The sequence below is a fragment of the Spiroplasma kunkelii CR2-3x genome (assembly GCF_001274875.1).
Classification (GTDB): domain Bacteria; phylum Bacillota_I; class Bacilli_A; order Mycoplasmatales; family Mycoplasmataceae; genus Spiroplasma; species Spiroplasma kunkelii.
This window is the reverse complement of the sequence record NZ_CP010899.1, coordinates 1,152,562-1,172,409: the sequence shown is the minus strand read 5'-3', so window position 1 is coordinate 1,172,409 and position 19,848 is coordinate 1,152,562. Positions and strand designations below refer to the sequence as shown.

Sequence of the window (19,848 nt, the reverse complement as noted above, 5' to 3'; positions counted from 1 at the left end):
TATGGCAAAAATTATTGGTATTGATTTAGGAACAACAAATTCATGTGTTGCTGTGATGGAAGGAAAAGATTTTAAAGTTTTAGAAAATCCCGAAGGGCAACGAACAACACCATCAGTTGTTTCATTTAAAAATGAAGAAATTATTGTGGGAGATGCGGCAAAACGGCAAGCAGTAACAAACCCAAATACAATTAGTTCGATTAAACGTAAAATGGGGACATCAGAAAAAGTTCATGTTAATAATAAAGATTATAGTCCTGAACAAATTTCTGCTGAAATTTTACGTTATTTAAAAAACTATGCTGAGAAAAAATTAGGACAAAAAGTTTCAAAAGCAGTTATTACTGTTCCGGCTTATTTTAATGACGCACAACGACAAGCAACAAAAGATGCTGGAAAAATTGCTGGATTAGAAGTTGAAAGAATTATTAATGAACCAACTGCGGCAGCATTAGCTTATGGAATTGATAAAGTTGATAAAGAACAAAAAGTTTTAGTATTTGACTTAGGGGGAGGAACTTTTGATGTTTCAATCTTAGATTTAGCAGATGGAACATTTGAGGTTTTAGCAACCGCTGGGGATAATCATTTAGGAGGAGATGACTTTGATGAAGTTATTATTCAATGAATGGTTGATAAATTTAAAAAAGATAATGGTATTGATTTAAAAACAGATAAAATGGCAATGCAACGATTGAAAGAAGAAGCAGAAAAAGCGAAAAAAAATCTTTCTTCACAATTACAAACTGAAATTGCAGCACCATTTATTACTGCGCGTGATGGAAATCCATTACATTTAAACCTAACATTAACAAGATCAAAATTTAATGAAATGACAAAAAGCCTTGTTCAACGAACAATTGAACCAGTTCGTAAAGCATTAGCTGATGCAAAATTAAAACCTAGTGATTTAGACCAAGTTTTACTAGTGGGAGGAAGTACGAGAATTCCAGCGGTACAAGAAGTTATTAAATATGAATTAGGAAAAGAACCAAACCGCACAATTAATCCTGATGAAGTTGTTGCAATTGGTGCAGCAATTCAAGGGGGAGTTTTAGCTGGTGATGTAAAAGATGTCTTATTATTAGATGTTACACCATTATCATTAGGTATTGAAACATTAGGAGAAGTCTCAACTGTTTTAATTCCTCGTAATACCACAATTCCAACATCAAAATCACAAGTGTTTTCAACCGCTGCTGATAATCAACCAGCTGTTGATATTCATGTTTTACAAGGGGAACGTAAAATGGCAGCAGATAATAAATCATTAGGACGATTCCAATTATCTGGGATTGAACCAGCACCAAAAGGAATTCCCCAAATTGAAGTTAAGTTTTCAATTGATGCAAACGGAATTGTATCAGTTACTGCAAAAGATTTAAAAACAAGTAAAGAACAATCAGTTACCATTACTAATGGTGGTGGTTTAACAGAAGAAGAAATTCAACGAATGATTAATGAAGCAGAACAAAATAAAGATAAAGATGAGCAAAAATTAAAAAACATTGAATTGCGTAATAAGGCAGAGTCATATCTTTCAACAATTACACAAGCTTTAGAAGGAAATAAGGATAAAATGGATTCTGAACAGTTAAAAGCTTCTGAAGAAATTACAGCAGAAATTAAAGAATTGTTAGAAAAAGAAGATTATGTTGGTTTAGAAGCAAAAATGGCAGCATTAGAACAAGCAATGGCTGAAGCTTCAAAATTTATGAATGACCAACAAGGTGATCAATCTGAACCAGAAGTTACGAATGATGATAACAAATAAGACAATAATGATGACTAAAATTCTTTTAGTTATCTTTTCTTTAAAAGAGAAAGTAGGAAGATTGTAATGGGAAAACGAGACTATTATGAAGTATTGGGCGTTAATCGTAATGCCACTGATGATGAAATTAAACGTGCTTTTCGACAATTAGCAAAAAAATATCATCCTGATGTTTCAAAAGAGAAAGATGCCGAAGCAAAGTTTAAGGAAATTAATGAAGCTTTTGAAGTTTTATCTGATCCAAATAAACGTCGCAATTATGATCAGTTTGGTCATGCTGGAACTGACCCCAATGGTTTTGGTGGTTTTGGTGGCTTTAGTCATGGTTTTAGTAGTATGGGAGTTTTTGAAGATATTTTCTCTGGTGGTTTTGGTGATATTTTTGAAAACTTTTTTGCTAGTGGTAAAAAACGCCGTGGTTTTAGTAATCAACCAATTAGAGGGGAAAATATTGCTAGACGTGTTACATTAACGTTAAAAGAACAAATGTTTGGGAAGAAAATAAACCTAGATTTAAATATTGATAAAAAATGTGAAATCTGTGATGGAACTGGAGCAAAAGACCTTAAAAAAGACATTCATACTTGTACAACTTGTGATGGTTATGGTTATGTTAACCTTGAACAGCGTAGTATTTTTGGTGTGATTCAATCACAGCAACCTTGTCCTGATTGTAAAGGGCGTGGAAAAGTAATTACTAATAAATGTTCAAAATGTAAAGGTCAAGGGAATTATTGTGGGAAAGAAACAGTAGAAATTGAGTTACCGAAATCAATTTATGAAAATCAACAGTTACGAATTCGTGAAAAAGGAAACTACGGTCTAAATAATGGCCCACGGGGAGATATTTATTTAGAAATTTCAGTAAAACCAAATAAATATTTTAAGCGGGTTAATGATAACCTTCATTTAAATTTACCAGTATCTTATTTAGATGCTTTACTAGGAGCTGAAATTAAAGTTCCAACTTTTGATGGGGATGTTCATTTGAAATTACCATCAAATACAAAAACAAATAGTATTTTTAATATTCCAAATCATGGGTTTTTCAAATCACCAACATCTACAAAACGAGGAGATTTAATTGTTAATGTGATTGTAACAATTCCAACAAAATTATCGCCAGAAGAAAAAACAATTTTACAAAAGTTAAGAAATAATAGTTCGTTTAAAATTACTGATGATTTCTATGAGAATTTATAATTATTATAAAAAGTTTTAAGTATGATATTAATATCATACTTAAAACTTTTTATTTTTTTGTTTCTTGTTCTTTTCAACCGTAATAACCATAAATCCCATTTTTTAAAACAAAAGCATTATGATATCCTAATTGTCGTAGTTCTAATGCTGCTTCACTACTGCGATTACCACCATTGCATAATGTAATAATTAATTGGTTTTTGTTTGATAAGTAATGCGATGGATCTTGGAGCAAATCAAAAATATAAACATTGATTGAATTTGGAATTTGTCGTAATGCTTTAAATTCAATCTCAGTGCGGACATCTAATAATAAAGCTTGTTCTTTTTGTGTTTCAAAGATTTCATTATCCATATATACTGCTTTTTGGTTCATTGTGTACTCCTTATTTTTTTGTATATTTATATCATATCGTAAATATAAAATAATGTGTGATAAAATTAAGAAGATTAAGTATCACAGAAAGGAATTAAGAGTTTTGATGGCAAAACAAGTATTTAAAAAAATAATAAATAATCAGGAACTAATTGTTGAGCATGGCCAATTAGCAAAACAAGCAAGTGGTTCAATTTTAGTGCGTTATGGTGATACTGTTGTTTTAGTAACCGCAACAGTTAATAACAAACTTAGTGAAGGTGATTTTTTTCCTTTAACAGTTGTTTTTCAAGAAAAATTATATTCAGTCGGAAAAATTCCGGGTGGATTTTTTAAACGAGAAGGGAAGCCATCTGAATATGGTACTTTATCAGCACGAGTAATTGACCGTGCTTTACGGCCATTATTTTCAGAAAATTTTCGTAATGAAGTTCAAATTGTTATTAATGTTCTTGCTGTTGATAATGATCATGATGTGCGGGTGGTTAGTTTATTTGCGGCATCATTAGCACTTAGTATTTCTAAAATTCCATTTGCTGTCCCAGTAGCGGGAACATTAGTAACTGTTGATCAAAATAATATTATTATTAATCCAACATTAGAACAAATTAATAATGGCAAAATGGAATTAATTGTTGCTGGAACAGCAGAGGCAATTAATATGGTTGAAGCGGGGGCAAAAGAAGTTTCTGAAAGTTTAATGTTGCAAGCAATTTTAGCGGGACATGATGTTATTCGACAATTAATTACTTTTCAGCATGAAATTATTGCAAAAGTTGGGGTACCAAAAATGGAACTTGAATTGTTTCAAATTCGTTCTGAAATTATTACTTATGTTAATAACAATTATGCAAAAGAGTTAATTACAGCTGCTCGAATTAAAGAAAAAACAAAACGTTATGAAACAATTGAACATTTAGTTGAACAAGCAATTAATAATTATTCTATTCCAGTTCTACTTTCAGAAAAAGAACAGAAAAAATTGACCCTAGAATTAAAAGCAGCTTTACATAATATTATTCGTCAAGAAGTGCGTCGCCAAATTTTAATTGATAAAACACGCTTAGATGGCCGAAAATTAGATCAAATTCGCCCATTAAGTAGTGAAATTGATATATTACCAGTTGTTCATGGTAGTGCTTTGTTCACTAGGGGCGAAACACAAGTTTTATCAGTTGTAACATTAGGTGCATTAGGTGAAAATCAAATTATTGATGGAATTACCGATGAAGAAGGTAAACGTTTTATGCATCATTATAACTTTCCACCATTTTCAGTTGGTGAAACTGGGCGGATGGGTGCTCCTTCACGACGAGAAATTGGTCATGGCTTATTAGGAGAAAAAGCATTATTACAAATTATTCCTAGCGAAAGAGTGTTTCCATATACAATTCGTATTGTTTCCGAAGTTTTAGAATCAAATGGTAGTACTTCACAAGCATCAATTTGTGCTGCTACATTAGCTCTAATGGCGGCTGGAGTGCCAATTATAGCGCCAGTAGTTGGGATTGCAATGGGTTTAATTAAAGAAAAAAATAATTATACTATTTTAACTGATATTCAAGGGATGGAAGATCAACTTGGCGATATGGACTTTAAAGTAGCCGGAACTACAAAAGGAATTTGTGCCTTACAAATGGACATTAAAATTGCAGGAATTAATAAGGAAATTCTCCAAGAAGCTTTAGAAGCGGCAAAAAAAGCACGGTTAACAATTTTAGATAATGTTTTAGCAACTATTTCTGAACCACGAGCACATTTAGCACCAACAGCACCAAAAATGAAAACATTTATGATTCCTGTTAATAAGATTCGGGAAGTTATTGGTCCGAGTGGTAAAATGATTACAGCTATTATTGAAAAATCAGATAATGTTAAAATCAATATTGAGTATGATGGTCAAGTGACAATTTGTCATAGAGAAAGCACAGCGATTGAAAAAGCATATCAGTTAATCAAAGCAATTGCAATGCCAGTTATTGTTGGTGAAGAAATAATTGGACCAGTTGTTAAAATTGAAAAATTTGGTGTTTTTGTTAATTTAAAAGAAAATCTTGATGGTTTAATTCATATTTCTAAATTATCTAAACAACATGTTGAAAAAGCAGAAGATATTGTTCAATTAAACGATATTATTAAAGTTAAAGTAATAGAAATTGATGGGAAAGGGAAAATTAAGTTACAATTAATTGAAATATTACCTAAAAAGTAACTTAATTTTTAATGTTGGTTCTTAAATAAATAACTAAAATATTTGTTATAATTAAATAAGGAGTTAGGAGATTTAATTATGAGTAAAATTGCAATTGATATGATGGGAACTGATTTAGGCATTAAACCAATTATCAACGCTTTGAAAGTTTTTATGAAGAAATATGACGATGTTACTTTTATTTTAATTGGAGCTGAGAAGGAACTGAAGGCTACCACCGCAGCAGCAAAGTTAGATAATACAAAATATGAAATTTTTGCTACAACAGAAGTAATTGCAATGACAGAAGGTATGATGGAAGTTCGTCGTAAACCAAATAGTTCAATGGTTCGTGGAACTGAATTATTGCGTGATCAAAAAGTAGATGCTTTGGTATCTGGTGGTTCAACCGCAGCTTTTTTAGCAGCGTGTCATTTTATTGTGGGAGAAATTTCCGGAGTTTTACGGCCAGCTTTTATGCCTTTTATTCCAACAGTTAACAAGGGAAAGTCTGTTTTAATGCTAGATGTTGGTGCTAATTTAGAAAATGATGCCCAAGATCTTATTAATTTTGCAATTATGGCTAGTGTTTATGCGCAAGAAATTATGCACAATCCAAAACCAAGTGTGGCAATCTTAAATATTGGTGAAGAAGCATCAAAAGGAAAAGATTATCATAAAGAAGCTTATAAATTATTAGAAAATAATAAAAATATTTTTTTTAAAGGAAATATTGAGCCACGTGATATTACTAGTGATTTTGTTGATATTATTGTAACAGATGGTTTTACTGGTAATATTGCTCTAAAAACATTGGAAGGAATGGCAAAAAATTTAATGGGTGTTATTAAATATGAATTAACAAAGAATTTTTATCGAAAATTAAAAGCTTTTTCGTTACGAAAAGCTTTTCGGGGAATTCGTGAAACCTTTGATTATCGAAATAATGCAGCAGCATTAGTCTTAGGATTAAGAGCAATTGCTGTTAAAACGCATGGTAGTAGTGATGAAAAATCATGAATTAGTACTTTAGAATTAACTCGTACCGCAGTTGTAAATGATTTTGTGCAAAAAATGACAGTTAAATTGTTAAAGGGGAATTAATTATACGATGCAGTTTATAAACAAACAGCGAGAACAACTTTTTTTCGAGTTAAAAGCTTTTTTTAAACATTATCATGTTTTTATTAAAGAACCACAATATTATTTAGAAGCCTTAACTCATAATTCTTATGCAAATGAAAATAATTTAAGTTATACTTATCAACGAATGGAATTATTGGGTGATGCAATTTTAGCAAAAGAAATTTCCTTATACTTATTTTTAAGTTTCCCTGATAAAAATGAAGGTGAAATTACTAATTTACGTAGTAAAATTGTTCGGGAAGGAACATTAGCAGAATTAGTTCGTCGAATAAATTGAGCACCTTTCTTATTATTAGGAAAAGGAGAAATTAAAACAAAAGGATATGAAAAAAATCGTATTTTAGCTGATATTTATGAGTCAATGATTGCTGCATTATATCTTGATTTGGGTGAAGAAGTTGTTCGTAATTTTATTAATGACACCCTTATTCAAATGGTTTCTAATCCTGGTTTTTTTGATCAAATTCGAGATTACAAAACGGAATTACAAGAATTTTTACAAGCTGGTGATGCACGAACATTAGAATATAAATTAATTAAAGAATCACCGCCATTAGAAGGAAATCGAGTTTTATATACTGTGGTTGCAGAAATTGAGGGAATTCGTTATGGTAAAGGATGCGGTTATACTCATAAAGAAGCTGAGCAATTAGCTGCTCGTGATGCGCTACAAAAATTAGTAATAAAATCAAAATATGATTTCGAAAATAAATAACAATGTAATATGACTAAACTAATTTAAGTATATGGAGATGAAAAGTAATGATGATAATATATTTGTTTAAGAATTTTTAATTAAGTTTTACTAGAAATAGTTTACAAGTTTTAGGCTTATTTTTAATGTTAGGAATTATTATTACCTTGTTTGGGGGAATGATTATGTCAAGCAGTTTAAATACGGTTCAATTAGCATTAATTGGTAATGACTTGTATGATACTAATATTTCATTTAAATTTAATTATAATTTAAAAATTGTTTCAAACCATTAAAATTTATCATATTGTTTAAACAATATTAATTATATTAATGAGGATAGAGATTTAGACAATAATAAAGTAGAAAGTCCTTATTTTCAGTTAAAACCAAATGGCAAAAATACTTATTAAATTGTATTGGATTAAGAAAGTAACCAGTCAGGAAAATGGCTTGTTTCAAATAGTTCAAATTCATATTTTATGGAACAGTTAAAGGAAAACGGTTAAGTAATATTAAACTTTAATACTAATATTGTTTCTGATAGTGTTTATTTTTTTAGTAATGATGATTATGATGAATTGGTTAGTTATTTACAAAATCCAGAAAACTTAATTCCATTCGTAAGTTCACCAGATAATCCTAGATTAGTCAAAGATACATTAATTTTTACTAATGATTATAAGGTTTTAGTACAAATCAGAAACGAATTTATGACTTACAAACTCGTCTTTTAAATTCTGTTATTATTGGTTCAGTTGCTGATCGTGCTATAATGAGTGAAATAATACGACTTTACGATATTTTTAAAGCAGAAAAATTTTATTGTATTGTAAAGATGCAAGTAGGTAATTCCAACCTTGTTAATTTGATAATATACTTTTTATTTTAAAATGCAATATTTTTTCAAAAAAAAATATTTTTTTAAATATAAGTTAATATTTAATCACGACAAAAAAAGTTTGCTACAAATATATAATTCATATTTAAAAAAATTAAATATTAATATTTTGTAAAAATACCTCTCTGGAGGATAATCAACCTAAACTCGGTCGAGGCTTTTCATTAATAATTTTCATAACTTTATTAATTTCTTTTTGAGTAACAGTATTAAAATCAGCTCCCTTAGGTAAATATTCTATAATATTTCTATTTATTCTTTCAACTTTTGCTTTTTGTGTCGGAGTTCCAGCATCACAAAAATAAACTTTATAAGATAAATATAAAAGGAATAATAACAGATCTACGAAGAGAATTTTATAAATGAAGAGAATTAGAAATATTCGCTGAAACACAAATATATTTTTGTGATGCTGGTAAACTTCGTCAAAAACCTTTAATTGAATATATGAATAGTGAATTGAGACATTGATTTCATAATGGAACTGATTTTAATAAAGTTAGTCAGAAACGATTAAATTGAGTAGTTAATGATGTAATTAATGAAAAAATATGGCCCTGTTTAAATTGAATAAGTGCAAAATAAATATTTTTACAGAATATTAAATAAATTTATTAAAATTCTTAATAAATCCTTTTTAGTGTGCTTAAATATGGTTAAATTAAGCTATATTTATAAATTAATTTATTTTTTTCAAAAAAGAGTTGCATTTATTTTAAATGATGTTATTAATATATTAACAAGAGGTACAAGTTTGGAACTTGAATATACACGATACATAATCCAAAAAATAGGAAATAAAATTACGATTTCCAATTGATATTAGTGGTATTAGTAAAATTAACCCAATTAAAAAAGTTAATGTTAAGAATATTAAAGATGTTCAGTTTTATGAATGATCATAGTCAATTCGTGATATAATTTTAGCAACATTTCATGCAGAACTAAGCACTAAATTAACAAAAAATGATTATGATGTAACTCCTATCTTCACAAAAGAGTTTTATATCAAAGATAATAAAATTGATACTATTTCTTTTGATTTGTAGTATACCACATACATTTTAAAGATTACAAGAAAATAACAAAAATAATAAAAATATTTATTTATAATATAAAAATATCATAAAATAAATAAATAAAAAATATAAAATTAAACAAACTAAAAATTAGTTTAAATACAAAAACTTAATAATTTAAAATTATTTAATTAAACTATTCAAAAAGTTAAATGGTGTCTGAAAATTTAAAGACTTATGAACTCTTTCAAAATTATAAAAATAATAATAATCATTTAATTTATTCTGTAAACTAACGACATTTAATATTTTTTCTTCAAATACAAATAATTTAGTATAATTTTGATGAAATTTTTCAATCTTGCCGTTTGACTGTGGAGAACGAACGGGTGTTGTCTGATGAAAAATATTTTTATCTGTTAAAAATTGAGTAAAATTAGTTTCTTTAACATTATTTTTTTGATTATTCCGATAATTATTAATAAATTCAGAACCGTTATTAGTTCTAATCCGTGTTATTTTAACACCAAATATATTTTTAAAATCACTAATTGCTTTTTTAACAGAATCAATAGCATTATCAATACTTAATTTATCATAAACATATCCTAATGCTAATCTTGTTTTTTCATCAATAAAATCATAAACATAATACTTTTTATCAACTGGAAATTTACTTGGTACAAAATATTTAGCGTCCATCTGTAATAAACCTATTTCTTTAACTTCATATCTTGGATGTTGTTTTTTAATTTCTTTAATTTTATTTTTTATTTTTAATCATCTTTCATCTTTTTTAAGTCAACGAAAAAATGTTTTTAAATTTTTTGGTGCTTTATTTTTTAATTCTTCTCCATGAATTCCTTTTTTAAATTATAAAACAAAGATAAAACACCACCAGCACATTTATTACAATATTCAAAATATAAATTACAAATATTTTGACGAACATCTTTACTATATTGATAATTAATATTATTAGGAATTGTTGACTTTAATAACAATTTATTAAAATCATTATTTTTATATGCAATTAAAATTCTATTCGCTCAATAATAAAAAGTTGAAAACTTATTTTTAAAATATTTTTTAATTAAATCTTTCAACAAAAATTTATCATTATTAATATAATAATCATTACACAAATTAATATATGAAAATATTTTTTGTTTTATTTTTTTATAATATTTATTTTTATAATTTTTACTTAAAAAATTTTTTAATTTTGCTTGTAAATCAAACAAATTAAAATTATTAATAATATATTTCATTAATTTACACCTACCATCAAAAATATATAAAATTAATATTTAATACAAAATAATTAATATATAATTGATATATAATAAAATCAATTATATATAAAACAATAAAAAAGAGCAATATATATGAAAAAATGAATAAGTATTTTAGGAACAATCGTATTAACAGCAACAAGCACAACAACATTAATCAGTTGTAATAAAGAAAATAATAATGAAAACGAGGGAAATAATAAACCAAAACCATCACCAAAACCATCATATAACACACAACAACCACCGGAAAATAGTAATTGAAAATTAATTGATAAAAATGATAGAGAAAATGAATTTTTAAAACCAAATAATAAATGATATTTTTATGTTCGTCAATTTGGTAGTGAATATAAATATGAAAAATTTTATTTTGATGATAATTTTATAAAAAATCAAAATACACACTGACAACATTTAAAAAATGGAACAGATTTTATATGAAAAAATAATTCTGTTTATTGTTTTAGCGGAAGCAATGAACCCCAAATACCAACTATCGACAAAAACACCGGTGAAATTACAGATTGAAAAGAACAAAAAGGAACTAAATAACAGTTCCTTTTTTATATTAATCGCACAAATTTCATAAAGATAATTAATAAAAAGATATTTGTTATTGTGCTATACAATGCTGGATTAAATTTTCATACCTCAAATATTTGACTAAAAAAACTATATACTGTCTCAAAAACCTTGCCAACACCACTCGCTAACTCGTTAACTTGTTTAATTCCCGGAATAGTATTAACAATTAAAATTACGACATTTTTAATATGAGCACCAAAATCTCATCAACCCTCAGGCGTTACATATTGTACTTGTCATCATTGCTTATCAGGAAATAAACCACCACTATTTATCTCTTGTCAATTATAAATCCCAAAATTAAAATCATAATATCGGTACATATCATTCTCTTTTTGAGCTTGCAATTCAAAAACATTGTAACCGATTTTTTGTTCTTCAATTTTCTTGTATTGTAAACCATATTTTGATTGTAAATCACCACCAAAAACATAACCTGAATTTAATTTAATATCATAATTATTAGCAACCGAAAAATCATAATTAAAAACATTACCATAATTATTAATCGTATAAAAACGATTTTTAAATGCTGAATATAATTTAATATCTAATTGTTTATATTTATCTGAAAAATAAAAATATCGTGGATAAATTTTAAAACCATTATTTACTAATAAACCATATTTTTTATTATATCCTTGTACATAAGTATTATTTTCTAAATCAAAAATCGTTCGTAAATAATTAGTATAAAATTTCTGTGAAATTTTAAACATACTATTTAATAATTTATCAAATTGTAATTTATCATTGATATTCTCACTCAATAAAATATTATTAAAATTTTGTAATTTCAAAGCAAAAAAGTTAACTAAAACAGTATCATACTGTAAATTATCAATATATCCATTTTCTATAAATGAACTACGATTTTGAAACACTGGCACCAAAGCACTTGCAAAAAAAGACTGCAAAAAATTAGACAAATCAAAACGACCGTTAAACTGTTGAAAATATCTTAAATCTTTATTATTTATAGATGAATAAATTGAACCATTAAAACTAAAAACCTCACCCGTTCCCGTTCGCATAAAACTAAAATTAAAACTTAAATCATCATTATTAACATTATTTAACTCTAAACTACCAGAAATAATTAAATTTGCTTCATCAACAGTCAAAATCATCCGATAAATTGCTTTTTTAATACTTTTAACATCCAATTCATCAACCGTTTCAAAATCAAAAATTATCCGCTTTGTTCCAACCGTATTCGGATTTTCATAATCCGCACTACCACCTTGTTGAACTCTAATATTTTCTTGCAAAACAGCAGTTAAAGAATAATTAATAAATTCTTTTACAAAATTTTGTTGATAAGTATTTCAATCAGTAATTTCACCGGTGGTTTTGTCGATAGTTGGTATTTGGGGTTCATTGCTTCCGCTAAAACAATAAACAGAATTATTTTTTCATATAAAATCTGTTCCATTTTTTAAATGTTGTCAGTGTGTATTTTGATTTTTTATAAAATTATCATCAAAATAAAATTTTTCATATTTATATTCACTACCAAATTGACGAACATAAAAATATCATTTATTATTTGGTTTTGAAAATTCATTTTTTCTATTATTAAAATTAATTAATTTTCAATTATCTTGTTTTAACTTAACTCTTGGATAATGATTTTCTTTATAACGCTCAACATTATCCACAATTTTTTTAGACACATCATACATATTATATTTTACGGCAAAAGCATAAATAAAATCAGTTAAATCATTTAAAAAATTTTCCTTTTTAACATCATAAAATTTTTCAACCATATATGTATTTTTTTCAACTATCTCACATTTGATAAAAACTAAAAAAAGATGAACTTGGTTTATCATAAACAAATCCCGTTGAATAACTATCTTGTAAAAAATCCAAATACCATTTATCATTAAACAATAATTTTTTTGATTTTTTTAAAGTTGGATTAATAAAATAATTTGTTTCAGACCAATTTTCAAAAAAACTGCTGCGTAAAAACATTGTATTAATAAAATCAGTTTCATTAATACCTTTACCAGTACTATTCCTCTTGTTTAAGCGTATAATACTTCTCATTTAACGGTCTAAACGCCGTTAAAGTAATAAATGGAATAACCAAACCTAAAAAACTTAAAATAAATATGGCAAATAAAGATAACGATTTTTTCATAAACTTAACTCCTAACTATACAATGTTTTTGAAACAATAAACCCAACAATATATAAACTCGATATTGTTAACATTAACGGATTACTAAACAAAACTGCCATTCTACCAAATAATCAAATTAACCACGTATCAGAATTATATAAATCCATAATAATATTTTTTGCTGATGTAAATTGATTAATAATAACAGTAATAAAACCAGTTCCAAATATAGCGATTGCCGCCACCAATAAAACTAATTTAATCATTATTTAACACCTCTTTTAATTTTTGCTTGTTGTCTAATATTTTGACGTTTAATTTCTCGTTTAACTTGTTGCTTATTACTATTCTGATAAACATTTTTACCAACATTAATACCTTTTCGTACAGTTGACGAATATACTTGCGAAACACCATTATTAACTGTTGAACCTAAATTATTATACTGTGTTGATGTGCCGTGAATTGCGTAAATTGATAACTTAATAACCATAAAAAAGATTAAAAAATAAGCAATCGACGTATTTGTCATAGGTAACTTTGTATTTCAAATTACATCAAAAATAAACAAAAATATATCAAAAACAAAACTAAAAATCTTGTCTCAATTACTATTATTATTTTCAACTAATAAATTAATCATCTTTCCTATTTCCTTTCTCTTTTTTAGGTTTTAAATTCTTTTTCAAAATATCAATATCAAATAACTCAAATCGTTCTTTAACACTTAATTTTGTAATTTCCGACCAATAATATTCTTTTTTATTAATAATTTCATCATTTTTTTAAATCACGCACAAATTTTAACCATTGACTATCAACTTATTAGCAAATTCAAGCGGAATAATTATTTTAAAAAACCGAATCCCTAATCCAACATCCGACTTATGTTTTGCTCGTTTACCTTATGCTGTTTGTTCTACTGATTTTTTTTCAAATTTCATAATCGGTAATATCTTGAAAAATTCCAATTCGCATAATAAAGAAACGGTTAAAAAATTAAACCCCCTTCTTAATAACTGGTTTTTTCAATGAAATTGGAATAATAATTCCACTTGCTAACTGGTTAATATTATTTCAAATCATACCCTCACGCTGAGCAGTAAACAACGCACGATTACCAAAATGTCTCGCTAAAACAATTCACGGTATTTTACCACTATGAACTTTTTTCTCATCGTGAGGACTAGTTCCATCAATATACAAATAACTTTCATCAAATAAAATAACACTATCATCGGGTGGAACTGGTTTTGTTCGGTCAGTAAAATCTAAATTCTTAAATGTTAAAACTTTTACTTTATCATCTTCTAACGGATAATTAATATAAATTTCATCTGTCAATAATTTCATAGTTTGCGATAAATAAGTTAAAAGTAATGTTTTACCAGTTCCTAATTTACCAATAATTACCGACAACGGATTATCTCAAATAAATTGAACTAACCGAAAAGCATTTAACTGATAAAAAATATTTTTTCACAATCATCACACAAAATAAACACACTGCAAAGCAAATAACAATCAAAATACTAAACCAACACAATACAAAGAAATTATCCAAAATAATAAATCAATTAAACTAAACAAAAACATTGAACCACTAATATAACAATAATTTTTAAAGAAAAATACAAAATTTTTCATTATTTAAAACACCCAACTATTTTAAAAACCATTCACAAGAAAAACCAAGTTAAGAACAAAATAACAATTCAAATACCAACCATTAAAGTTAAATATTCATTTTGCGTTAAATTCCACATTGTAATAGTTTCAACATTTGTTTTATCTATAAACAAAAATATATGAATAAAAAACTCTTTTAATTTAATTCAATCATTTTGCATTTTTAAAAACTCCACATTTTTTGAATAAGTTTAAAAAAAATTCCAAAAAACAAAACAATAAATAACACAAACGATATAACATATAAAAACTCAGGGGCATTTGCACCAATAATATAACTAACAAATTGAACTCAATAATCATATAAACTCATTTAATTTAAATCTTCCAAATCTTTAATTAATTGTTGCTCTTTTTCAACAGTTCAATTTATTAAATTATTATTGTTATTATTTGCTTTTACTTTTTTAGGTTCACTTGAAAATAACGCTTCTTTCATTTTAGTAAAATAATTTTGTTTATATTGATTATATAAATTGATTAATTCTGTTCCAGTTAAATATTTTCAAATATTTCGCTTTAAATTTTCATCATACTTTATAATAGGATAAGAATTATCATAAATCAAACCGATTGCTACTTGCTCTGAATGTTTTTCACTCGGATAAATAAACTTATTACTCAACCAAAAACCAATATGGCGATTATGATTGGGTAAATTAATAAAACTTGCCTTATCTGTTGTAAAAGGGATAAATTCCTTACTAATAAAATAATTTTCTATATTCTGATTTTTCTTAACAAAATTACTCAATTTTATCAACTCCTTCAATTTTTCTAATATTAATTGTTTCATTTTTCTTTTTCAACATCAAAGTCTACCTTACATTCAAGAATAATTTTTATATAATAAATAATAATAAAAATAAATATTATAAAAGCAAATACAGACATAATAATTGCAAGTACAAAGTGTGGAAAATCTTTATCATAACTTAATATTGAAATATAAATAAAAAAACTTAAAATAAATAAATTAATAATATGTCCAAAAAAACAAATCAAATTTAATCAAAAAATATTTTTAATAAAATCTCTCTTTAATTTTTTATATTCCTTAGTTGTTTTAAATTTCATATCCATAATATAATCTCCTAACTAAATATTTGTTTAATAAACAATGTTATAAATAATGTTCGTATAATGTTTATTTATTGTAATAAACACTGATTATTAACAATGTTATAAAAAATGTTAATATATTGTTTATTTAATGTTTAATAAACACTGTTAATAAACACTGTTAATAAACACTGTTAATAAACATTGTTAAATATATAAAATAATAAAAATTGGCACACTTAAAATAATTATTAAGAACTTTAATAGTAAATATAATAAGTTCATTTTTCTATTTAATAAATTCATTTTTTACATCAAATCACATATAAAAACTAGTGTGCCACAGTTAAAATATATGATAAATAATAAATACTAAAATCCTTTAACCATAAAACGGAAAAAGCTTAATACTTTAATAATCAAAAAAATTGCAAACGGAATTAAAATAATTCACGCATCGCCTAAAAAAACCATTATCTCAGGTAAAATATTTGTTATACCTTCTTTAACTTTTCATAATGCACTAGTTAAACCAGTTCAAATACCAGTCATACCCTCGGTCATAGTTTTAGGTGTATTTGCTAAAAAATTAACTGCTGTTGTTAAATACATACCTAACATTATTTTTTATCCTCCTTTCTTTCAATTATTTTTTTATCTTTTTTCTTTCCTCGAATTTGTTTAATTTTTTGAAAAATTGATAAACCAATTCAAGCAAAAATCCCCAATAAAATAATAATACTAAATATTATTGTTAATCAAGTTGGCACAATATAACTCCCTTCTAAAAAATTAAAAAATTGAAATTTGCAAACTCGCTCCGCTCGTTGTCGCTTCGCCCCATTAAAAAACATTATTGAATAAATTATCCTCTAATAAATTACGCGGAATAATTTATTCTTTTACTTTTTAATTTCAATATCTTTTGCAATCTTATTAGCATTATTAATAACATTATCTTTACCATACTTTTTCACTAGCGACTGCAAAATAAAATATTGCTTTGTTTGCATAATTTCAACTCCTTAATTAAAAATATTAAAAAAAATTTACTTTCCAAAACTGTAAAAACCAAAAATACAAAATGTGTGTGGTTTCTACACTATTTCTTTTGATTTAACAATTCCAATAAAAATAGAAATTACCTGTTTGGGAAAAAATAATGCAAAGGGTAGATTTAATACATATGTCATACTTACCAATAGGTACTGTAAAATAATGATAAATTAATAAAAGAATATAAAAAAATAACATTTTAATGCTGTTTTTTTTTTTTTTAAAATACGGTATGATTTATATATATATGGGAGAGAAACGTGATTAAAAAATGTTTAATTTAATGCAAATAACAGGATTAGTTTATTTTATTTTTATTATTGTAATTGGACTGCTTCTTGTAGGTTGATTAATATTTGGTCTTATTTTATTAAGGTTTAAAAAGAAAAAAACAACATTAAAACCACGGATGTTATTACGGAAAATGTTAGATGAGAATGATTTACAAGATGTTAATATTGGAAAACAAAACCATATTGTTAAAGCACGGAATTTTTCAAAAATAAGTAATGCTGTGATTATTAGTCGTACTGATGATAAAGACCAAAGCATTGTAAAAATTTATGATATGATTTTTCATTTTTATTATGTTTATAACCAAAAAACAAAAAAATCAAAATGCTTTTTTTGATTAAAATTTTTGTCATGATTTTTGTTGTTTACAATATTTTTATTTATTGTAGCAACAATTTTAGTTATTTTAATACAGTTTTTAAAAGACAATACTGTTATTAATGCAATTGACATTACAATTCAAATTTTATCTATTATTGGCATTGTTTATTTGATTTTGGGATGATTTTGTTGAGCGAATTTAGTAGAAAATTATCGTCAAGATTTAATAGCATTAGCAATAGACTATTTACCAACAGAATTTATCAAGTCTTTTAAAACTTATACTAGTTTTAAAGTATTTTTTCCTTTTTCTGAAAATATAATATGTTTTTATTAAAGGGATTGTAATTTTTTATGAAATTCGGTATATTTAAAAAGTAAATGTATTAAACAATTACTATATATGGTATTAATATGGTCTAGTGTTTCTACGTCTTACCATTTATAAGAGACTCTATAGGTTAATGCTTCATTTTGCATTAACTTATGTTAATTAAATAAGGTTAATGTTTTTTATTTTTAGAAATAGCATAACACGGAAAAAGTTTAATACTTTAATAATCAAAAAAATTGCAAACGGAATTAAAATAATTCACGCACTGTCTAAAAAACCATTATATCAGGTAAAATACTTGTTATACCTTTTTTAACTTTTCATAATGCACTAGTTAATCCAGTTCAAATACCATTCATCCCCTCAGACATAGTTTTAGGTGTATTTGCTAAAAATTAACTGCTGTTATTAAATACATATCTAACATTATTTTTTATTCTTCTTTCTTTCAATTTCTTTTTTTTCTTTTTTCTTTCCTCGAATTTGTTTAATTTTTTGATAAATTAATAAACCAATTCAAGCAAAAATCCCTAATATAATAACAACACTAAATATTGTCGTTAATCAAGTTGGCATATTACATCTCCTTTCTAAAAATTAAAAAATTAAAATTTGCAAACTCGCCCCGCTCGTTGTCGCTTCGTTCCATTAAAAAACATTATTGAATAAATTATCAGCTAATAAATTACGCGGAATAATTTATTCTTTTACTTTTTAATTTCAATATCTTTTGCAATCTTATTAACAGTATTAATAACATTATTTTTACCATACTTTTTCACTAACGACCGCAAAATAAAATATTGCTTTGTTTGCATAATTTCAACCTCCTATAATTAACTTAAAAAAGTTAATTAAATTAATAGTTAACTTTTTATCGGTTGGCATTTACAATTTACAAAGACTTGAAACATCAACTTGCATTTTTTAAAACTATTAAACAAAGTCCTATAACAATGGTGATTGGTGATTTAGGTTCTGGTAAAACAGCATTAGCAACTTATTTATTAATATATTCAAAATATGAAACTAAATATTCTAATTATCCAGTTAATACAACATTAATATCATATTGTCGCATAAGAACTAAACTGGAAATAACACCACTATATTTTTTCATAGCACCATATTTAACCTAATTAGCGGTGATATATAAAGATATTTCATCTAAAACAACTAAATTACTTTTACTATAAGGTATCGGATTTTTTAAATTATTATTATCAAACATATGAAATGTTCCTAATGCTATATCATTATTATTTATTGAGCAAAGAGAAAAACATCATTGAGTAGAATATAGAGAGTTAGCAACTCTATTAATGTTGCCTTTAAGTTGTAAAACACCATCATTACAATTTAAAGGTATATTAAAATATTTTATTTAATTTTTTCCTAAGTTTAAATTTAATATTGTCTTTTTAAAATCTTGTGGTGGTAATGTATTATTTTTGATTTTAAAAAACCAAACAACAAAACCTAAAATTACTAAAATATTATTTTTATTAAAACGATTTAATTTTTTTAATAATTTGTTTATCATATTGACAATTATTATCTTTTTCTTCTAATATAATTTTAGTTTTATCAATAACATTTTGTTGATGAATTGAATTGCTTAAAATATATGCATAATTAAATTCGGTTTCATTTTCATATTTTCTTCGTAGAGGATTAAATGTGCCAGGAATAAATAAACTTAATGAAAATTTAATTTTTTTAATTATTTTTTTAAAAATTTATTCATTACTGCTCACTTCTTTTAATTAGT

22 protein-coding genes and 4 pseudogenes are annotated in these 19,848 nt (G+C 25.6%); 10 read left to right on the top strand and 16 right to left on the bottom strand.

Translation table 4 applies throughout. The features are described from left to right. The first annotated feature begins 1 nt into the window (after nt 1). Together dnaK and dnaJ are read left to right on the top strand one after the other, a co-directional pair. Nucleotides 2-1,774, top strand: a complete 1,773-nt coding sequence (gene dnaK / locus SKUN_RS06345; RefSeq protein ID WP_053391314.1) for a molecular chaperone DnaK — start codon at nt 2-4, stop codon at nt 1,772-1,774. A 66-nt stretch (nt 1,775-1,840) separates the two neighbouring features. Further along, complete coding sequence (dnaJ, locus tag SKUN_RS06340; RefSeq protein WP_053391313.1) at nt 1,841-2,977, top strand: molecular chaperone DnaJ; 1,137 nt, start codon at nt 1,841-1,843, stop codon at nt 2,975-2,977. Nucleotides 2,978-3,026: 49 nt separating this feature from the next. Here dnaJ and SKUN_RS06335 read toward each other — a convergent pair whose 3' ends face one another. After that, on the bottom strand, nt 3,027-3,353 hold the full coding sequence (locus tag SKUN_RS06335) for a rhodanese-like domain-containing protein (protein WP_053391312.1): 327 nt from the start codon (nt 3,351-3,353) through the stop codon (nt 3,027-3,029). A 106-nt stretch (nt 3,354-3,459) separates the two neighbouring features. On the opposite strand from SKUN_RS06335, the gene SKUN_RS06330 reads away from it, so the two are divergent. From SKUN_RS06330 to SKUN_RS10870, 4 genes are all read left to right on the top strand, one after another. After that, the gene (locus SKUN_RS06330) at nt 3,460-5,565 is read left to right on the top strand and encodes a polyribonucleotide nucleotidyltransferase (RefSeq protein ID WP_053391311.1); all 2,106 of its coding nucleotides are present in this window, start codon (nt 3,460-3,462) and stop codon (nt 5,563-5,565) included. A gap of 78 nt (nt 5,566-5,643) precedes the next feature. After that, on the top strand, nt 5,644-6,648 hold the full coding sequence (gene plsX / locus SKUN_RS06325; protein ID WP_053391310.1) for a phosphate acyltransferase PlsX: 1,005 nt from the start codon (nt 5,644-5,646) through the stop codon (nt 6,646-6,648). A 7-nt stretch (nt 6,649-6,655) separates the two neighbouring features. Then, a complete protein-coding gene (gene rnc / locus SKUN_RS06320; RefSeq protein WP_053391309.1) occupies nt 6,656-7,405 on the top strand; it encodes a ribonuclease III in 750 nt (249 codons plus the stop codon). Between the two features lie 125 nt (nt 7,406-7,530). After that, the gene (locus SKUN_RS10870) at nt 7,531-7,680 is read left to right on the top strand and encodes a hypothetical protein (RefSeq protein ID WP_235510995.1); all 150 of its coding nucleotides are present in this window, start codon (nt 7,531-7,533) and stop codon (nt 7,678-7,680) included. A 699-nt stretch (nt 7,681-8,379) separates the two neighbouring features. Here the strand turns inward: SKUN_RS10870 and SKUN_RS11910 are convergent. Then, nucleotides 8,380-8,592, bottom strand: a pseudogene (locus SKUN_RS11910) (transposase); the annotation flags it as partial. Between the two features lie 14 nt (nt 8,593-8,606). Between SKUN_RS11910 and SKUN_RS08915 the strand changes: the two are divergent. Beyond that, nucleotides 8,607-8,870: pseudogene (locus SKUN_RS08915) on the top strand (IS30 family transposase); the annotation flags it as partial. Between the two features lie 617 nt (nt 8,871-9,487). Here SKUN_RS08915 and SKUN_RS09930 read toward each other — a convergent pair. Together SKUN_RS09930 and SKUN_RS09925 are read right to left on the bottom strand one after the other, a co-directional pair. Beyond that, entirely contained in the window at nt 9,488-10,006 is a 519-nt protein-coding gene (locus tag SKUN_RS09930; RefSeq protein ID WP_200902993.1) for a DDE-type integrase/transposase/recombinase, read from the bottom strand. A gap of 140 nt (nt 10,007-10,146) precedes the next feature. Then, nucleotides 10,147-10,575, bottom strand: coding sequence for a hypothetical protein (locus tag SKUN_RS09925; RefSeq protein WP_200902992.1), 429 nt, complete (start codon nt 10,573-10,575; stop codon nt 10,147-10,149). Nucleotides 10,576-10,692: 117 nt separating this feature from the next. Here SKUN_RS09925 and SKUN_RS06305 point away from each other — a divergent pair, with 117 nt between their 5' ends. Next, entirely contained in the window at nt 10,693-11,154 is a 462-nt protein-coding gene (locus tag SKUN_RS06305; RefSeq protein ID WP_053391307.1) for a lipoprotein, read from the top strand. 11 nt (nt 11,155-11,165) lie between these two features. On the opposite strand, the pseudogene SKUN_RS06300 reads toward SKUN_RS06305, so the two are convergent. The 10 genes and pseudogenes from SKUN_RS06300 to SKUN_RS10860 form a co-directional block, all read right to left on the bottom strand. Then, nucleotides 11,166-13,339: pseudogene (locus SKUN_RS06300) on the bottom strand (spiroplasma phage ORF1-like family protein). Between the two features lie 11 nt (nt 13,340-13,350). Continuing rightward, complete coding sequence (locus tag SKUN_RS06295) at nt 13,351-13,587, bottom strand: hypothetical protein (RefSeq protein ID WP_053391306.1); 237 nt, start codon at nt 13,585-13,587, stop codon at nt 13,351-13,353. Further along, nucleotides 13,587-13,964 (bottom strand): hypothetical protein, encoded by a 378-nt coding sequence (locus SKUN_RS06290; protein ID WP_053391039.1) that lies wholly within the window; start codon nt 13,962-13,964, stop codon nt 13,587-13,589. Before SKUN_RS06290 ends, SKUN_RS06295 begins: the two co-directional genes overlap by 1 nt. After that, nucleotides 13,957-14,968: pseudogene (locus SKUN_RS11650) on the bottom strand (hypothetical protein). The gene SKUN_RS06290 and the pseudogene SKUN_RS11650 overlap by 8 nt, the downstream one beginning before the upstream one ends. Next, complete coding sequence (locus SKUN_RS06280; protein ID WP_053391305.1) at nt 14,968-15,171, bottom strand: DUF2649 family protein; 204 nt, start codon at nt 15,169-15,171, stop codon at nt 14,968-14,970. The pseudogene SKUN_RS11650 and the gene SKUN_RS06280 overlap by 1 nt, the downstream one beginning before the upstream one ends. A gap of 2 nt (nt 15,172-15,173) precedes the next feature. After that, nucleotides 15,174-15,323 carry a hypothetical protein gene (locus SKUN_RS09480; RefSeq protein ID WP_015988090.1) on the bottom strand — a complete coding sequence of 50 codons (150 nt, stop codon included), beginning with the start codon at nt 15,321-15,323 and terminating at the stop codon, nt 15,174-15,176. After that, nucleotides 15,324-15,764 carry a DUF3627 domain-containing protein gene (locus tag SKUN_RS06275; protein ID WP_083436119.1) on the bottom strand — a complete coding sequence of 147 codons (441 nt, stop codon included), beginning with the start codon at nt 15,762-15,764 and terminating at the stop codon, nt 15,324-15,326. It lies immediately after the preceding gene. A 29-nt stretch (nt 15,765-15,793) separates the two neighbouring features. Continuing rightward, nucleotides 15,794-16,093 carry a hypothetical protein gene (locus SKUN_RS06270; RefSeq protein ID WP_015988084.1) on the bottom strand — a complete coding sequence of 100 codons (300 nt, stop codon included), beginning with the start codon at nt 16,091-16,093 and terminating at the stop codon, nt 15,794-15,796. 351 nt (nt 16,094-16,444) lie between these two features. Beyond that, complete coding sequence (locus tag SKUN_RS06265) at nt 16,445-16,693, bottom strand: hypothetical protein (protein WP_015988085.1); 249 nt, start codon at nt 16,691-16,693, stop codon at nt 16,445-16,447. Beyond that, nucleotides 16,693-16,926, bottom strand: a complete 234-nt coding sequence (locus SKUN_RS10860; protein WP_015988087.1) for a hypothetical protein — start codon at nt 16,924-16,926, stop codon at nt 16,693-16,695. Before SKUN_RS10860 ends, SKUN_RS06265 begins: the two co-directional genes overlap by 1 nt. A 473-nt stretch (nt 16,927-17,399) precedes the next feature. Between SKUN_RS10860 and SKUN_RS06255 the strand changes: the two genes are divergently transcribed. Next, nucleotides 17,400-18,080, top strand: a complete 681-nt coding sequence (locus tag SKUN_RS06255; RefSeq protein ID WP_053391304.1) for a hypothetical protein — start codon at nt 17,400-17,402, stop codon at nt 18,078-18,080. Between the two features lie 423 nt (nt 18,081-18,503). Here SKUN_RS06255 and SKUN_RS08515 read toward each other — a convergent pair whose 3' ends face one another. Further along, a complete protein-coding gene (locus tag SKUN_RS08515; protein ID WP_083436118.1) occupies nt 18,504-18,653 on the bottom strand; it encodes a hypothetical protein in 150 nt (49 codons plus the stop codon). Between the two features lie 380 nt (nt 18,654-19,033). On the opposite strand from SKUN_RS08515, the gene SKUN_RS06250 reads away from it, so the two are divergent. Next, nucleotides 19,034-19,216, top strand: a complete 183-nt coding sequence (locus SKUN_RS06250; RefSeq protein WP_053391303.1) for a hypothetical protein — start codon at nt 19,034-19,036, stop codon at nt 19,214-19,216. 245 nt (nt 19,217-19,461) lie between these two features. On the opposite strand, the gene SKUN_RS09470 is transcribed toward SKUN_RS06250, so the two are convergent. Then, nucleotides 19,462-19,620: a hypothetical protein gene (locus tag SKUN_RS09470; RefSeq protein ID WP_158500812.1), complete on the bottom strand. Its 159-nt coding sequence runs from the start codon at nt 19,618-19,620 to the stop codon at nt 19,462-19,464. Between the last annotated feature and the right edge of the window lie 228 nt (nt 19,621-19,848).